At 37.6% G+C, this 17,390-nt stretch carries 15 protein-coding genes, 1 rRNA gene and 1 other annotated feature; of the genes, 12 read left to right on the top strand and 4 right to left on the bottom strand.

The window, feature by feature from the left end; genetic code table 11:
* Positions 1–118: 118 nt before the first annotated feature.
* The 4 genes from C1A05_RS12070 (at position 119) to ytkD (ending at position 2,579) form a co-directional block, all read left to right on the top strand.
* On the top strand, positions 119–946 hold the full coding sequence (locus C1A05_RS12070; RefSeq protein ID WP_102028495.1) for an ABC transporter ATP-binding protein: 828 nt from the start codon (positions 119–121) through the stop codon (positions 944–946).
* Between the two features lie 137 nt (positions 947–1,083).
* Complete coding sequence (locus C1A05_RS12065; protein WP_102028494.1) at positions 1,084–1,413, top strand: hydrolase; 330 nt, start codon at positions 1,084–1,086, stop codon at positions 1,411–1,413.
* Between the two features lie 141 nt (positions 1,414–1,554).
* Complete coding sequence (locus C1A05_RS12060; protein WP_102028493.1) at positions 1,555–2,055, top strand: hypothetical protein; 501 nt, start codon at positions 1,555–1,557, stop codon at positions 2,053–2,055.
* 41 nt (positions 2,056–2,096) lie between these two features.
* The gene (ytkD, locus tag C1A05_RS12055) at positions 2,097–2,579 is read left to right on the top strand and encodes an RNA deprotection pyrophosphohydrolase (RefSeq protein WP_102028712.1); all 483 of its coding nucleotides are present in this window, start codon (positions 2,097–2,099) and stop codon (positions 2,577–2,579) included.
* Between the two features lie 74 nt (positions 2,580–2,653).
* On the opposite strand, the gene pckA is transcribed toward ytkD, so the two are convergent.
* Positions 2,654–4,249: a phosphoenolpyruvate carboxykinase (ATP) gene (gene pckA, locus C1A05_RS12050; RefSeq protein ID WP_102028492.1), complete on the bottom strand. Its 1,596-nt coding sequence runs from the start codon at positions 4,247–4,249 to the stop codon at positions 2,654–2,656.
* A gap of 556 nt (positions 4,250–4,805) precedes the next feature.
* On the opposite strand from pckA, the gene metK reads away from it, so the two are divergent.
* Together metK and asnB are read left to right on the top strand one after the other, a co-directional pair.
* Positions 4,806–6,002: a methionine adenosyltransferase gene (gene metK, locus C1A05_RS12045; protein ID WP_102028491.1), complete on the top strand. Its 1,197-nt coding sequence runs from the start codon at positions 4,806–4,808 to the stop codon at positions 6,000–6,002.
* Between the two features lie 152 nt (positions 6,003–6,154).
* On the top strand, positions 6,155–8,056 hold the full coding sequence (gene asnB / locus C1A05_RS12040; protein WP_102028490.1) for an asparagine synthase (glutamine-hydrolyzing): 1,902 nt from the start codon (positions 6,155–6,157) through the stop codon (positions 8,054–8,056).
* Between the two features lie 47 nt (positions 8,057–8,103).
* On the opposite strand, the gene C1A05_RS12035 is transcribed toward asnB, so the two are convergent.
* Entirely contained in the window at positions 8,104–9,015 is a 912-nt protein-coding gene (locus tag C1A05_RS12035; protein WP_234998510.1) for a C39 family peptidase, read from the bottom strand.
* Between the two features lie 201 nt (positions 9,016–9,216).
* Positions 9,217–9,723 carry a gamma carbonic anhydrase gene (locus C1A05_RS12030; RefSeq protein ID WP_102028489.1) on the bottom strand — a complete coding sequence of 169 codons (507 nt, stop codon included), beginning with the start codon at positions 9,721–9,723 and terminating at the stop codon, positions 9,217–9,219.
* Between the two features lie 63 nt (positions 9,724–9,786).
* Here C1A05_RS12030 and C1A05_RS12025 point away from each other — a divergent pair, with 63 nt between their 5' ends.
* Both C1A05_RS12025 and C1A05_RS12020 read left to right on the top strand, forming a co-directional pair.
* On the top strand, positions 9,787–10,569 hold the full coding sequence (locus C1A05_RS12025; protein WP_102028488.1) for an alpha/beta hydrolase: 783 nt from the start codon (positions 9,787–9,789) through the stop codon (positions 10,567–10,569).
* 18 nt (positions 10,570–10,587) lie between these two features.
* The gene (locus tag C1A05_RS12020; protein WP_373419476.1) at positions 10,588–11,652 is read left to right on the top strand and encodes a tetraprenyl-beta-curcumene synthase family protein; all 1,065 of its coding nucleotides are present in this window, start codon (positions 10,588–10,590) and stop codon (positions 11,650–11,652) included.
* Here the strand turns inward: C1A05_RS12020 and C1A05_RS12015 are convergent.
* Positions 11,649–12,218 (bottom strand): tRNA (mnm(5)s(2)U34)-methyltransferase, encoded by a 570-nt coding sequence (locus tag C1A05_RS12015; RefSeq protein ID WP_102028487.1) that lies wholly within the window; start codon positions 12,216–12,218, stop codon positions 11,649–11,651. The genes C1A05_RS12020 and C1A05_RS12015 overlap by 4 nt on opposite strands.
* Positions 12,219–12,340: 122 nt before the next feature.
* Between C1A05_RS12015 and C1A05_RS12010 the strand changes: the two genes are divergently transcribed.
* The 4 genes from C1A05_RS12010 to C1A05_RS11995 all read left to right on the top strand — a co-directional run.
* Positions 12,341–12,622 (top strand): DUF2524 family protein, encoded by a 282-nt coding sequence (locus C1A05_RS12010; RefSeq protein ID WP_102028486.1) that lies wholly within the window; start codon positions 12,341–12,343, stop codon positions 12,620–12,622.
* Between the two features lie 182 nt (positions 12,623–12,804).
* Positions 12,805–13,023, top strand: a binding site (T-box leader).
* A 97-nt stretch (positions 13,024–13,120) separates the two neighbouring features.
* On the top strand, positions 13,121–15,535 hold the full coding sequence (leuS, locus tag C1A05_RS12005; protein WP_102028485.1) for a leucine--tRNA ligase: 2,415 nt from the start codon (positions 13,121–13,123) through the stop codon (positions 15,533–15,535).
* 64 nt (positions 15,536–15,599) lie between these two features.
* Entirely contained in the window at positions 15,600–15,908 is a 309-nt protein-coding gene (locus C1A05_RS12000; RefSeq protein WP_102028484.1) for a rhodanese-like domain-containing protein, read from the top strand.
* A 437-nt stretch (positions 15,909–16,345) separates the two neighbouring features.
* Positions 16,346–17,390 (top strand): 16S ribosomal RNA (locus C1A05_RS11995); the annotation flags it as partial.

Below are 17,390 nucleotides of genomic sequence, written 5' to 3'. Positions count from 1 at the left end.
ATAATCATTTTCATTTAAAGTATATAGTAAGAAGAATTATCATATGTTACGGTAACGGAGAGTGTTCTTAAATTGTTTATCGCACGCTTTTCTTACTTCTCTTAAAGGAGAGATGAAAATGGAATCCTTGATGGCCAAGGAGTTAACGTTAGGTTACGGCGAAGATATAATCATCGATTCATTAGATATAACCATTCCAAAAGGAAAGGTAACCGTCTTTATCGGGAGCAATGGTTGTGGAAAATCTACATTACTTCGTTCTCTAGCAAGGCTTCTGGAGCCGAAAACTGGGAAGGTCGTATTAGACGGTCAAGATATTGCGAAAATGAAAACGAAGGAAGTCGCAAAGGAAATGGCGATTTTACCGCAAAGTCCTACTACGCCAGAAGGATTAACTGTGGAGCAACTAGTGCGCCTAGGTCGTTATCCATATCAAGGATTTTTAAAACGTTGGTCTGAGGAAGACGACAAAGCGGTACAGGATGCATTAGCTGCCACAAATTTGATTGATTTAAAGGATCGTCTTGTGGATTCTCTATCTGGTGGTCAACGACAACGTGCATGGATTGCCATGACATTAGCCCAGGATACTGAAATGATTTTACTTGATGAACCTACGACCTACTTAGATTTAACCCATCAAATTGAAGTGTTGGACTTATTATTCGAACTAAATAATAGAGATAATCGTACAATTGTTATGGTATTGCATGATATTAATTTGGCTTGTCGCTATGCAGACCATATTGTTGCACTAAAAGATAAGAACGTTTGGGCACAGGGTAAACCGGAAGATATTATTACAATTGACTTAGTAAAAAACGTATTTCGTATGAGCTGTGATGTTACCTATGATCCACTATTCGGGACACCTATGTGTATACCTCATGGTAAAGGACGTTGTTTAATTAAAGAAGAAATCAGTAAGGCTAGCAGTATTCAATAAGGGGAAGATTCGAGTATGTCTCGATTCTTTCCCTTTTTACATAATGTGTATGTTTACTTCCTATCGCTCTCATAAATTAACCATTTTAGGTTATTCTAAATGCATAAAGGTACCGTTATAATGAGGGGGTTTGGAACGTGGAAAACACAGGTAAAGAGAGATTTTATGTCAGTATTGGTACGCAAGAAATTTCTCGATTAAAAGCTCAGAATAATGATGATTTTGTTATATATGCCAATCCACATGAAATCATAGAGCTCAGGGAATTATTTGATGAAATGTATGATGCGGATAATTTAACGTTCTTACGTGCACATGTACCAATAATGGAATATCATAATGATGCTTCCAATGACCAATTTGACCAAGGGATGATCAACGTATTTCAAAAGCTTTATGACCTTGGTGATGAGAAAACAAGAAGTCATATTAAATCAATGGGAATCTTAGAAAATCCAGACAATTAATGATGCCCCCTTGTCCAATAAGGACAGGGGGTTACCCATGCTCTCCATAAAATTAATACAAAATACTAGGAAAAGTAGAAATAGATTGAATGCTATTGCATAAAGATAGAATAAAGACTTGTTTCGGGGAGCGTTTTATCTATGATGATTAAGATTAATTTTGTTGTCATTAGCATTTCGATGTTGTTAGCGATTTCAGATTTATCGGGAAGTATTATAATCGAAGAACCAGTTGTAGCAATGGTTGAAGAGGCATTAACAAAAGAAACAATTAGTGACATTTCTACAAACGTTATGAACCATCTTGTTCAACCTACAGATGAATCCTATCGTGTATTGAGTTACAGCAATAAGGATGAATTAGTGGAAAGCTTTTCACCTTATACTAGCCTTTCACTTGCAAAAAAAATGGTGGATTTATATTATAGAGAACATGACAACCAATTATTTATTGTACCAACCGAAACACCTGCATGGTTTGTTGAATCAAATGACTATTCGGTTGATGCTGTAACGGACAACCATAAAGTAGTAACGCAAACAAACACATCAGACTTATATGGTACTTATACAATTCATATGGACTTTGTTTATAAGCAAAGTCAAGGATGGATCTTGCATGATGTAACGTATGAGTACTAAACTATTCTTCTAGTATTCAGAGAGTGAAAGTAGTGAATGCAATGCTTAAATTTAATGATTTTTACGATAATGAAGTGACATTGTCTTTTGAACGAAATCCATTTGCAATAAATCCAAAACATGTTTGGATTATTACTCGTTATGCTGGTAAATGGTTATTAACAAAGCATAAGGACCGTGGCTTAGAGTTTCCAGGTGGAAAAGTGGAGGAAGGAGAGACTCCAGAAGAAGCTGCAAAAAGGGAAGTGTTGGAAGAAACAGGCGGTGTGGTTAAAGAGTTAACTTACATTGGACAGTATTATGTGGATGGTAAAGGTGGAAATGTCATTAAAAATGTTTACTTTGCTCATGTGCTTGAGTTAACCGATCAACCCTCTTACTTTGAAACAGAAGGGCCGGTAATACTGGATACCCTCCCCAAAAATATTACGAACAATCCTTCTTTTAGTTTTATGATGAAAGATGGTGTATTACCTAATTGCTTACAGTATATCTCGAAAGAAAAGATTCTTTTGGAGAGTTAAAAAAAAGGCTATCCTTTCCATTTAGAAAGAATAGCCACAACAATATATATAAAAGATATGAGAGAAGCAATTTTTTAGTAACGATGATACAGTGGACCAGCGTTTGCAATACTTGTAGAGACATTATGAAACTTCGCAAAATTATCATGGAATTTCATCGCTAGCTCTTGTGCTTTATCCGTGTATTCTGTTTCACTTTCCCACGTTTTCCAAGGTAGTAATACTTTACTTGGAACTCCTGGGCAATGGACAGGAATGGAAAGACCAAAAATAGGATCCTTCACATACTCGGTTTTATTTAGTTCTCCTTCTAATGCTGCATGAACCATCGTTCGTGTATGAGCTAACTCCATTCGATTTCCTGTTCCGTATGGTCCACCAGTCCATCCGGTATTCACTAGAAATACATTCACTTCAAATTGATCTATCTTTTCTCCAAGCATTTCAGCATATTTAGCTGCAGGCAATGGTAAAAATGGCGCTCCAAAGCATGCGGAGAATGTAGCTTCTGGCTCTGTAATCCCTCGCTCTGTCCCGGCAACCTTACTCGTGTATCCACTTAAAAAGTGATACATAGCCTGCTCTTTTGTTAGCTTGCTAATAGGTGGCAAAACACCAAATGCATCCGCAGTTAGGAAAATGATTGTTCTAGGATGCCCCGCAATACTAGGTAAAATGACATTATCGATATTAGCTATTGAATAGGCTGCACGCGTATTTTCGGTTAATGTCGTGTCGTCGTAATCGGCCATTCTTGTTTGTTCATCAATAACGACATTTTCTAAAACGGAGCCGAATCGAATCGCGTTATATATTTGGGGTTCTTTTTCCTGTGATAGATTTACACACTTCGCATAGCATCCGCCTTCAATATTAAACACACCATTGTTTGACCAAGCATGTTCATCATCACCAATTAAACTACGATTTGGATCTGCAGAAAGTGTTGTTTTACCAGTGCCAGATAAGCCAAAAAATAAACCAACATCCCCTTCTATCCCAACATTAGCAGAACAATGCATCGGTAGTACCCCTGATTCTGGTAACAAATAATTCATAACAGAAAAAATAGACTTCTTAATTTCTCCCGCATATTCTGTACCACCAATTAATACGACTTTATGCTCAAATGAAACGATAATAAACGTTTCGGAATTGGTTCCATCTACGGCTGGATCTGCCTTAAAATTAGGAGCTGAAATAAGTGTAAACTGTGGATGATGACTTTGTAGCTCCTCCTCTGTAGGCTGGATGAATAATTGACTAGCAAATAAATTATGCCATGCATACTCCGTCACAACTTGAATAGGAAGGCGGAAATTTTTATCTGCTCCAGCAAAGCCTTGAAATGAAAATACTTCATCCTTATTTTTTAAAAAAGTCATTACTTTCTTATAAAGGTTCAAGAATACATCTCTGGAAATCGGTTGGTTAACATTTCCCCAATCTACTTTGTTTGCGGTTGTATCATCCTTAACAATAAATTTATCCTTCGGGGATCTCCCAGTATATTTTCCAGTGTTTGCTTGAATAGCTCCATTTGCTACAAGTTGACCTTCTTGGCGAGATAAAACTTTTTCAACCAATGCTGGTGTCGAAAGATTTTGTTGTAAATTTTCTAATGAGCTAACATCAAGCAAACTTTCGCGAACGTTTAAAAAATTGGTCATGACATACCATCCTTTTACTCCGAATTATTATACAAATAGATAGAAGTTAACATAAGTTGTGGTATAATTATATTCCGCTCAAACATCTATTTGTTCTTCAAAACTTTGTATAATACAAACCTTCAATTTGTCTATTAGTATAACACATTATATTCAATAGTCCATACTAATTTCATAAAATTTCATAAATAATTTCCAATTGTAATAATTGGGCTTAACCCATCTGAAATTGAATAGTAAGACTACATAGAGGGAAGGTTTTTAATATAGGTATACTCATAAGATGGACAAAGGTGACGAGTTAAGACATAAACAGTTACTGATTCCATAGTCAGTTGGATTTGGTGAAAAAAGAGATTCTAGTATAAGTTTCACTTTATTGACAATCTTTTCCGATAACGTTATGATAATTCGCGAACGGAAAATCTGATAACATAAGTAGGAATTAGGGTTCGCCCAATCAATTTCACTTACGTTTTAATAGGATATTTCATTAAATATGCAAATTAGTGTTCCGTTAACTATTGTGGTTTATGATAAAGGAGGATACAGAAGAATGGCTGTTAAGCGTCGGCTATTTACTTCAGAATCAGTAACAGAAGGTCATCCTGATAAAATTTGTGACCAGATTTCTGATGCCATATTAGATGAAATTTTATCTAAAGACCCGAATGCTCGAGTAGCTTGTGAAACAACAGTTACGACAGGACTCGTATTAGTATCTGGAGAGATAACAACTTCAACATATGTTGATATTCCAACAATTGTACGACAAACTGTGAAAAATATAGGATATACAAGAGCAAAGTATGGGTTTGATGCGGAAACCTGTGCGGTACTTACTGCGATTGATGAACAATCACCAGATATTGCTCAAGGTGTAAACGAAGCATTGGAAGCACGTGAAGGGCAAATGTCCGATAAAGAAATTGAATCGATTGGTGCAGGAGACCAAGGCTTAATGTTTGGATTTGCCACAAATGAAACGAAAGAACTAATGCCTTTACCAATTTCTCTTGCTCATAAGTTAGCTAAGCGACTAACAGATGTACGGAAAGATGGTACATTAGAATATTTGCGTCCTGATGGTAAAACTCAGGTAACGGTAGAATATGATGAAAATGATAAACCGGTACGTATTGATACAATCGTCATTTCAACTCAACATTCTCCAGAAGTTACATTAAAACAAATTAATGAGGATTTGAAAAAACATGTCATTAATGAAGTAGTTCCAAGAGAATTACTGGATGAGGAAACAAAGTATTTTATAAATCCTACAGGTCGATTTGTTATTGGTGGACCACAAGGAGATGCTGGTTTAACAGGCCGTAAGATTATCGTTGATACGTACGGAGGTTATGCACGTCATGGGGGTGGTGCGTTCAGTGGGAAGGATCCTACAAAAGTAGACCGTTCCGCTGCCTATGCCGCTCGTTATGTTGCCAAAAATATTGTAGCAGCGGGCTTAGCTGAATCCTGTGAAGTACAGCTTGCTTATGCTATTGGGGTTGCGCAGCCAGTATCCATTTCTGTAAATACTTTTGGAACTGGTAAGGCGCCTGAAGATAAGCTTGTTGAAGCGATTCGCAATACATTTGATTTACGTCCGGCAGGAATTATTAAAATGTTGGATTTACGACGTCCAATCTATCAAAATACTGCTGCATATGGTCATTTTGGACGCACAGATGCTGATTTCCCTTGGGAGAAAACAGACAAAATGGACGAATTAAAAAGTCATGTACAGTAAAAAATAAAGTTTAAATGAAGGGCTAACTCCTACTAACGAGTTACGCCCTTTTATTTTCTTTTCTAAACGAATGTATATCGTATTGTCTAAATAATTTATGATATACTCAATTTGGCAAGTATTTGAAACATGAAAGTGAGGACATAACAAACATGTGCGGTTTTATCGGCTTAATAAGACATAACAGTGAAGATGTTAATAAACAGCATTTTGAAAAGCAAAACAATGTCATTACCCATCGTGGACCAGATGATGAAGGTTATTACCATAATGAATATATATCTTTTGGTTTTAGAAGATTAAGTATTATCGATATTGAGAGTGGACAACAACCGTTACCATACCAAAATGAACGGTATTGGATTATTTTTAATGGAGAAATTTATAATTATTTAGAGCTTAAAAATGAGCTTTTAAAAGATGATTTTCAGTTTGCGACAGATTCCGATACAGAGGTTATTTTAGCAATGTTCCACAAGTATCGCGAAAAAGCGTTTGAACAATTACGTGGTATGTTTGCCATTTTAATTTGGGATAAAGAAGAAGAGACGTTATATGGTGCAAGAGATCATTTTGGAATTAAACCGTTGTACTATGCGAATGTTGAGGGAAAAACCTATTTTGCAAGTGAAAAGAAAAGCTTAAGTTTGGCATTAGATGAAGAAGTTGTAGATGTTGAAGCATTGCATCATTATTTAAGCTTTCAATATGTTCCAGAACCATTTACGTTAACAGAAGGCATAAAAAAAATGGAGCCCGGTCATTACTTTGTTCAAAAACCAGGAGCGGAGCTGGAAATACATCGATATTTCCATGCACAATTTAATCCACTAATCATGGAAAAATCCGATTGGAAAAAACGCATTCAAGATGTATTAATGGATTCGGTTAAGGTTCATATGCGAAGTGACGTTCCAGTTGGTTCCTTTTTGTCTGGTGGTATCGATTCATCTATAATCGTAGCCATAGCAAAACAATTTAACCCACAAATAAAAACCTTTTCCGTAGGATTTGAGCGTGAAGGATTTTCTGAAATTGATGTTGCGAAGGAAACTGCTGATAAATTAGGAGTGGAGAATATCTCCTATGTGATTACTCCAGAAGAATATATTGAAAAGCTACCAAAAATCATGTGGCATATGGACGACCCATTAGCAGATCCAGCCTGTGTACCTTTGTATTTTGTTGCAAGAGAAGCAAGCAAGCATGTTACCGTTGTGCTTTCAGGAGAAGGATCGGATGAGTTGTTTGGTGGCTATAACATCTATCGTGAGCCAGAATCCTTAAAAGTATTTCACTCAATCCCTTCTCCTGCTTTAGGATTGCTAAGAAGAGTTGCACAAATACTTCCTGAAGGAGTCAAAGGAAAGAGCTTTTTAGAACGGGGTACAACACCATTAAGCGAGCGTTATATTGGTAATGCTAAAATGTTTGAAATGGAGGAAAAGCGTTCCTTGTTAAAACCATTTAATGGAGCTTTCCCGTATAACAAGATTACGAATCCTCTATATGAGAATGTAAAAAACGAACCACTTGTGAATCAAATGCAATATGTGGATATTCATACTTGGTTACGTGGGGATATTTTGTTAAAAGCGGATAAAATGACAATGGCTCATTCGTTGGAGCTTCGTGTACCATTTTTAGATAAAGAAGTGTTCCGTGTAGCAAGCGAATTGCCAGTCTCTTTAAAAATAGCTAATGGAACGACAAAATCTATTTTGCGTGAAGCGGTAGAAGGTATTGTCCCTGATCACGTATTGAATCGTAAAAAGCTTGGCTTCCCAGTTCCAATTCGTCATTGGTTAAAAAATGAATTGCATGACTGGGCAAAGCAATTAATTAAAGAAAGTGAAACAGATCATTTAATTCATAAAAACGTTGTATTGGATTTACTTCATGCCCATTGTGAAGGAAAAGGGGATTACAGCAGAAAAATCTGGACTGTTCTTGTCTTTATGCAATGGCATCAAATTTTTATAGAAGGCAAATATAATATAGAAGACCTTCGTAATGAAGATAAAACGTTAAGCAAGCTAGCTGCAAGTAAATAATTTAGGAATAAAAGCTGAAGGGCAATTAGAAGCTCTTCAGCTTTTGATTATATCTCACTTATTTCGATTTGTTCCTCTACTTTTTCAATTGTAATAGCCTGTTTACCCATTTGCTCCCAAGCAGCAACAAAGTCATCAAATGGCGCCTTGGATTGGCGATCTAACGGGTCATTAAAATAAATATGTTCTTCGTCATATCCGGTAACTAAGACAGAATGTTCACTCATGGTAATATCAATTGGTCCTGAAGGGGTTTGCCATGTTTTAAAAGCGCTATCCGGTAATTTTTTGTACTTTGCATTAATAATGACCTGGACAGGCTGCCCATTGTTTAATGCCTCTAATACTTTATAAAAGGAGTCACCAGTTAAATCCACAACCTCATGATGCTCTTTTACATATTGATTCGCAAGCTCGACTAATGGCCCATGATAAACACCAAGTCCAGGCGTTGTTAAAGAGTACATGTCACCAACAAACCCATCGTACGGATTACCAAAATGGATTTTGCCATTCTTTACTGTATAAGGTGTAGGGTCTTTTTTGACTTCCTCGGCTAATTTCATCTTATCCACATCATAATCATAATAACTTAAAAGCATCGCAAGTGACGTTACTTCACATCCCCGCGGTAACTCCGGATATTGCAAAATGTGTGGTGCCTCTAAATGAATTTCTTCTTTAATGAATGTTGGTTCCTCTAAATTCACAATACTTTCTTCCGTTATATTTGTAACGGGAACAGCGTCATTTACATGATTTTTTTCCGCTGCCCAAATGGTTTCAAGACGTGGGTACCATATATTTTTCGTATCGTAAAGGTTAACCATAACTAACGTGAAAGCCAAGGTTGTAAAAAGTAGCCCGTATATTTTTAGTGATTTGCGGAAAAATTTAACGTGATTAGATAAAAACCAAAATGTTACCCCAATACTAAAAGTAAATAGTAAGGTGAACAACTTTTTGAACCTCCTCCTGTTATTAGTGTATGAAGTTTCGTCATTGATACGTGTGTCAAAAGATGTAAGGAGAGTAGGATGTCTTCCCTATTTTTGGAGTAAATGTTTTTATGACTAGAAAAGGGATTGACTAGTCTCATACTTAAAAAGTCCATCCACTTAGTTACCGTCACTATGGGGATTGTTTTTCGTTTTTATAGGTCAGTTGTTCTTGTAATATTGCCCTTTTTCCACATAGGACTGGCGTATTCGATTCATCTCTTTACTATCTATATCGGTTAATTCCCGAATTACTTTAGCTGGACGTCCAAAGGCGAGTGTATTCGGTGGAATCTTTTTCCCAGGTGGTACTAGGCTTCCAGCTCCAATAAATGCACCTTCACCAATTTCTGCTCCATCTAGGATAATGGAGCCCATACCTATTAATGCGTTTTTATGCACGATGGAAGAATGTAGCATCACTTGATGGCCAACAGTTACACCATCCTCTAAAATTAAAGGCTTATTTGGACTTTCATGCAGCATACTTTGGTCCTGGACATTGACGTTTTTCCCAATTCGAACTGGTGCGACGTCTCCGCGAATAACGGTCTTAAACCATATACTCGAATAGGCACCAATTTCAACATCACCAGTCACCACGACATCGCTTGCGACATATGCTGTTTTATCGATTATGGGCGTTTTGCCCTTATATTCACGAATCATTATCTATTTCCTCCCTTTATCAATATTAAAATTATTATACCAAATGATGAGGAGGCATTGTCCTTGAGAAAATTGGTAAGCGAATCAAATAAGGGGACCATCGTTCTTGTTCATGGTGCTTTTGAACATGCGGGGCGCTATGATTGGCTTGCAAAAAAGTGGTATGAGGAAGGTTTTAATGTGATCTATGATGATTTACCTGGTCAAGGGATGAGCCAGGGGTTAAGAGGACATATCGATTCATTTGATGAATATATTGAAGCGATTGAGCAATGGACAATTGAAGCCAAAAAATACAATAAACCAGTATTATTGCTTGGGCATAGTATGGGGGGCTTAGCTGTTGTAAGAATGATGGAAGAAAAAAAACCAGAATATATTAAAGGAGTTATCCTTTCCTCCCCTGGATTAGGAATCGCATCCAGACCTCCCAAATGGGTGATTCCTATATCGAGAACACTTGAGAAGATTTTCCCGAGGCTACAGGTTCGGACACGACTTGAGCCATGCGTATCCACAAGAAATAAACGATACCATAATCGCCAAAAAGATCCTTTATTTTTGAAAAAGGTATCCATTCGTTGGTATCATGAATTTGAACGTGCTATTCGAATCGCTTTTCAAAAAGTACAAAACTATCCACCTGTTCCGACTCTATTAATGCAAGCGGGCAGGGATTTTTTAATTAATGTGAAGGATGTAAGAAATTGGTTTAATCAGTTAACCATACCGGAAAAAAGGTACAATGAATGGGAGCAGTTATATCACGAAATTTTTAATGAACCAGAACGTGAAGAAGTATTCGAATATGCGAAAAAGTTTGTAGATGAGGTCGTGGAGAACTAATATTGGAGGATATTTATTTTGAGCCTAAAAATACCGCAAACCCCTATTTTGTTAATGTCAGCTGTTTATCGAAAAATCTTCCCTGAAGTGCACCAAGAACTTGCATATTGGAAAAAACGAGCATCACAAATTGAAAATGAAGAATTAAGAAAACAAGCCTTAGCAAGCATCGATACGAAAACCTTTCATTGTGAAGGTGGAGGTATCTATGCGTTGCTAGCTAAAAAGAATCGAAAGGATGCAATTGCGTTTATCGTTGCCTTTCAAACCATCAGTGATTACTTAGATAATTTATGTGACCGTAGTACTTCATTAGACCCAGATGACTTTTCTTGTCTACATGAAGCGATGATTGATGCGGTTACACCAGGTAGACTTAGTGGCAACTATTATGCCTACCGTAGTGATCAAAATGACAGTGATTATTTAGTCGACCTAGTAAAAAAATGTCAAGAAATAGTTTCTAATATAAAGAACTACGATGAGCTTTTGCCATATCTTATTCAACTTGTTTCGTTGTATTGTGACTTACAGGTTCATAAGCATGTTGCATTAGAAGAAAGAGTTTCCCGCCTTCAATCTTGGTATGAGGAACATAAAGAAACGATTCCAGACCTGACCTGGTATGAATTTTCAGCGTGTGCTGGCTCTACTCTAGGCGTTTTTTGTCTCGTTTCATACGGTTTATCTGGATTGCTAACAAAAGCCCATATTGACAACATTTATCATAGTTATTTCCCTTATATGCAGGGCTTGCATATCATGCTCGATTATTACATCGATCAAGAAGAGGACCTGGAAGAAGGTGATCTGAACTTTTGCAGCTTCTATGAAACTGAACAGGAATTAGAACAGCGCTTCTTATATTTTATGGAACAAGCAAAAAAATACTTACATGTTATTCCTCATAAAAGATTTCACCAATTGGTTCACAATGGATTAATTGGTATGTACTTAGCAGACAAAAAAGTGAAAAAATTAAACAATTACCGCAAAATGGTGAAACAATTATTGAATGTGGCTGGTTTTAAAGCTAAGTTCTTTTATTTAAACACAAAGCTATATCATTTAATTAGAACTTAACGCCTTTTTTCGATTGCTAATAAAAAGGGTGGATCATTTTTTTGGTTAATAAATTGATATTGTAGCACATTGTATTGCTGTTGGTTTAATTGATGTAAAAAGGCCAGTATCTGGTCTTTTTCTACTTTTCCACCCTCATGTCCATAATACACGACCAAAACAAGGAGTTTTCCTGGTTTTAGATGTGGTAAAATGGACTCAATAGCTTGGATTGTACTATCTGGTTTTGTTGTTATCGTATGGTTTCCTCCTGGTAAATACCCGAGGTTAAAAATAGCTCCACCAATATTTCCTTTCATTTCTTCTGTAAAATAATTCTCCAAATTTTGGTGACTGTCTTGAATGACTGTGACGTGATGTATGCTTTCTTTGTTTAGGAGTTCAGTCGTTTTGACTATAGCTTGTTTTTGCACATCAAAGGATAGTACGTGACCAGCTTCGCCCACCAATTTAGCCAGCATAACTGTATCATGTCCATTTCCTGCTGTTGCATCAATGACATAATCACCAATTTCAACAGATTGTTTTAATAAAGTGTGTGAAAAAGTAAGTACTCGTTGTAACATTGTCTACCTCCAAAAACGTTTATCTAAATTGATTTTAGCACGATTGATGCAATTTCAAAAAGGACAGAACTACCTCGTATAGTTTTTTCGCAAATGTAAAAATTACAATTGAGGTGATGTGAATGACCACTCGTGACTCTATGGAGAATTTTTTAAGAGAAATTAACGAGAAAATGGAAATTGCCAAAAAAGAATTAGATGAGACGAATCGGAATGGTTTTAATGTGGATAATGAGTATAGTACAGCACAACTAGCGCTAGAAGAAGCAGAAGCAGAAATTGAGCGCATGAGAATCAGTGCAAATGCACAACAAAAAGAGCAGCTGCACCGATTACACTTACAAGTTTCTAGACTGTTAAATGATATGTATTTGGATGAAAATGATTTAAATGAATATAGCTGATAGAAAAGTCGGGAATTTTCCCGACTTTTCACGTGAAAAAAGATAAATATAGCCCAAATTTCTGACTTATCTTGACAATCTTTCCATCCTTCATTAAAATACGATTACGATAACAAATTTAATTCTAGAATTAGTTGTAGTGCTTTCTCAAGAAAATGAAAGTGGCACTTTTTGCTTATTCCTCAAATACGATGAGAAGGATTAGTAGTGAACGATCACGGAAATCAGAGAGATAGCGGTTGGTGGAAGCTATCCTTGATCCTCATGAACTCGCCTTTGATGTAGCAGATATGAATTTTTAGTAGTATCTGACGTGAATCTGCGTTAAGGATAGACTAAGTGAACACTTAAATGGTGTTAATTTGGGTGGTACCGCGGGAATATAAACTCTCGTCCCAGTTATTGGGATGAGAGTTTTTTTATTGCTTTAAAGTAGTTTAGCGTTAAAGGTTTAAAGTGATAATAGTAACACGTACATACGAAAAAGGAGGAAGGAAAATGGATTTCAATCATCGCCAAATTGAAAAGAAATGGCAACAATATTGGGAAGAACATAAAACCTTTAAAACAGATACGAGCAGCACAAAAGAAAAATTTTATGCGTTGGATATGTTTCCGTATCCATCAGGTGCAGGTCTTCATGTGGGGCATCCAGAGGGCTATACAGCAACGGATATCCTGTCACGAATGAAGCGGATGCAAGGCTATGAAGTACTGCATCCAATGGGCTGGGATGCTTTTGGTTTACCAGCTGAGCAATATGCGCTAGATACAGGAAATAACCCTAAAGACTTTACGGAAAAAAACATAAATACATTCAAGCGACAAATTAAGTCATTAGGCTTTTCTTATGATTGGGATCGTGAAATTAATACAACAGATCCAAATTACTATAAATGGACACAGTGGATTTTCTTGAAGCTATATGAAAAAGGTCTCGCTTATATAGATGAAGTTCCAGTTAACTGGTGTCCTGCATTAGGAACGGTTTTAGCAAATGAAGAGGTTATTGATGGGAAAAGTGAACGTGGTGGACATCCAGTAATCCGGAAGCCAATGAAGCAATGGATGTTGAAAATTACTGCATATGCTGACCGATTACTAGATGATTTAGAAGAACTTGATTGGCCAGAAAGCATTAAAGATATGCAGCGCAACTGGATTGGTAAATCAGAGGGTGCACAAATAACCTTTACTGTTGATGGTTCCAATCATACATTTGAAGTATTTACAACAAGACCGGATACTATTTTTGGGGCAACATATGCTGTATTAGCTCCAGAACATCCATTAGTTGAGGAAATTACAACTTCAGAACAAAAAGATGCTATTGAGAGCTATCGAAAACAAATGGAAGCAAAGAGTGATTTGGAACGGACGGACCTAGCGAAAGATAAAACAGGTGTATTTACAGGAAGCTATGCCATTAACCCAATGAATGGGGAAAAAATGCCGATTTGGATTGCAGACTATGTTCTTATGACATATGGTACTGGTGCAATTATGGCAGTTCCAGCCCATGATGAGCGTGATTATGAATTTGCGAAAAAATTCGACCTATCCATTGTAGAAGTGGTAGAAGGCGGAAATATTGAAAAAGAAGCTTATACTGAAGATGGTAAACATATTAATTCTGACTTCTTAAATGGACTAGGTAAAGAAGAAGCAGTAGCAAAAGCAATCGAAGCCCTTGTTGAAAAAGGAGTAGGCGAGCGCAAAATCACATATCGACTTCGTGACTGGTTGTTTAGTCGCCAGCGTTATTGGGGTGAACCGATTCCGATTATTCATTGGGAAGATGGAACAATGTCAGCAGTTCCTGAAGAAGAACTTCCGTTACTACTACCAGAAACAAATGAAATCAAGCCATCTGGTACAGGAGAATCACCACTTGCCAATATAAAGGATTGGGTGGAAGTAACAGACCCTAAGACCGGTAAAAAAGGTCGTCGTGAAACGAATACAATGCCGCAATGGGCAGGTAGCTGTTGGTATTTCTTACGCTACATTGATCCAACTAATAGTGAAAAACTTGCTGATCCAGAAAAACTAGAAAAATGGCTTCCGATTGATATTTATATTGGCGGAGCTGAGCACGCTGTTCTTCACTTACTATACGCAAGATTCTGGCACAAATTCTTATATGATATTGGTGTGGTACCAACAAAAGAACCGTTCCAAAAGCTATTCAACCAAGGGATGATTCTAGGTGAAGGTAATGAAAAAATGAGTAAATCAAAAGGAAATGTTGTAAATCCGGATGATATTGTAAATACTCATGGTGCTGATACTTTAAGATTGTATGAAATGTTTATGGGACCGTTAGATGCATCAATTGCTTGGAGTACAAACGGATTGGACGGCTCTCGTCGTTTTCTTGATCGAATTTGGCGATTGTTTGTAAATGACAATCATGAGCTTGATGAAAAAGTAACAGATGAAGCAAACAATCAATTATCACGTGTTTACCATGAAACAGTGAAAAAAGTAACCGAAAACTTTGAAGCCCTACGTTTTAATACAGGCATTTCACAATTAATGGTGTTCATAAATGATTGTTATAAAGCAACACATATTCCAAAGGAGTATGCAGAAGGCTTTGCCAAAATGCTTTCTCCAATTGCGCCACATATAGCAGAAGAGATTTGGAATCTACTCGGTCACAACGAATCCATTGCTTATGAAGCATGGCCTACTTATGATGAAAGCATGCTTGTGGAAGATGAAGTAGAAGTAGTGATTCAGGTAATGGGCAAAGTAAGATCAAAGCTAGTTATATCGAAAGATGCTTCTAAAGAGGAAATGGAAAAATTAGCACTTGAAGATGAAAAAGTACAAGAATGGCTAGAAGGAAAAACAATTCGAAAAGTCATTGTTGTGCCTGGGAAACTAGTAAACATTGTCGCGAATTAATATGTTATAAAAAGGGATGGGGTTACCCTATCCCTTTTAAAATGAATTAAAGGGGAGTAGAAGAATGAATATAAAAGAAATAGAACCGGAACAATTAGATCAACTAATAGAAACGGATAAAAACGAATATGTCATTATAGATGTAAGAGAAGATGAGGAAGTGGCAAATGGGATGATAAAAGGTGCAAAGCATATTCCGTTACAAAATATACCCGAAGCGATTGCTAACTTAGATACAGAGAAAGAATATGTATTGGTTTGCCGTTCTGGTCGACGGAGTTTAAATGCATGTCTATATATGGAAAAAGAAGGCTTTAACGTTCGAAACATGGTTGGTGGTATGTTAGAATGGAAAGGTGAAGTAGTTTTTTAACATCGATGGTTTGATAACTAATAGTCATTCCCTTTTTCGTTTATAAGGAATGGCTATTTTATTTTCTTTTAATGAAAAAATTTAGGAGTACTTGTTAATATCATTGGTATTATTTTCATGGGATAATTGTATTGATATTCTGTATCTTACATGATATATTATTAATCCACCGCGAATAACGGTGGTGAAATGAAGTAAACAAAAATTTCCTATTGATTTTTATTAACTAGATGTGTTATATTAATTGACGTCGCTTTGATGAGTGATTTCAAAACTTATAAAAAACAGTTGACTTAAAGTTACCGTTTTGATATGATAATAAAGTCGCTTTTGAGAAGGCGATAAACATTTGAACCTTGAAAACTGAACAAAACAACCAGTACGTCAATTCGGTAATTTACATTACCATTTACTATTTATGAGCTTAATCAAACAATCTATTGGAGAGTTTGATCCTGGCTCAGGACGAACGCTGGCGGCGTGCCTAATACATGCAAGTCGAGCGCGGGAAGCAAGCAATCGCCCTTCGGGGCGTGCGCTTGTGGAACGAGCGGCGGACGGGTGAGTAACACGTGGGCAACCTGCCTGTAAGACTGGGATAACTTCGGGAAACCGGAGCTAATACCGGATAATACTTTTGGATGCATGTCCGAAAGATGAAAGACGGCTTTTGCTGTCACTTACAGATGGGCCCGCGGCGCATTAGCTAGTTGGTGGGGTAAAGGCCTACCAAGGCGACGATGCGTAGCCGACCTGAGAGGGTGATCGGCCACACTGGGACTGAGACACGGCCCAGACTCCTACGGGAGGCAGCAGTAGGGAATCTTCCGCAATGGACGAAAGTCTGACGGAGCAACGCCGCGTGAGCGATGAAGGTCTTCGGATCGTAAAGCTCTGTTGTTAGGGAAGAACAAGTACGAGAGTAACTGCTCGTACCTTGACGGTACCTAACCAGAAAGCCACGGCTAACTACGTGCCAGCAGCCGCGGTAATACGTAGGTGGCAAGCGTTGTCCGGAATTATTGGGCGTAAAGCGCGCGCAGGCGGTTTCTTAAGTCTGATGTGAAAGCCCACGGCTTAACCGTGGAGGGTCATTGGAAACTGGGAGACTTGAGTGCAGAAGAGGAGAGTGGAATTCCACGTGTAGCGGTGAAATGCGTAGATATGTGGAGGAACACCAGTGGCGAAGGCGACTCTCTGGTCTGTAACTGACGCTGAGGCGCGAAAGCGTGGGGAGCGAACAGGATTAGATACCCTGGTAGTCCACGCCGTAAACGATGAGTGCTAGGTGTTAGGGGGTTTCCGCCCCTTAGTGCTGAAGTTAACGCATTAAGCACTCCGCCTGGGGAGTACGACCGCAAGGTTGAAACTCAAAGGAATTGACGGGGACCCGCACAAGCGGTGGAGCATGTGGTTTAATTCGAAGCAACGCGAAGAACCTTACCAGGTCTTGACATCCTCTGACAATCCTAGAGATAGGAC

It is taken from the genome of Salirhabdus sp. Marseille-P4669, from assembly GCF_900240405.1.
In the GTDB taxonomy this organism is placed as follows: Bacteria; Bacillota; Bacilli; order Bacillales; family Alkalibacillaceae; genus OEQK01.
The sequence above is the reverse complement of the archived record's forward strand: the minus strand, read 5'-3'. Positions and strand labels throughout refer to the sequence as shown.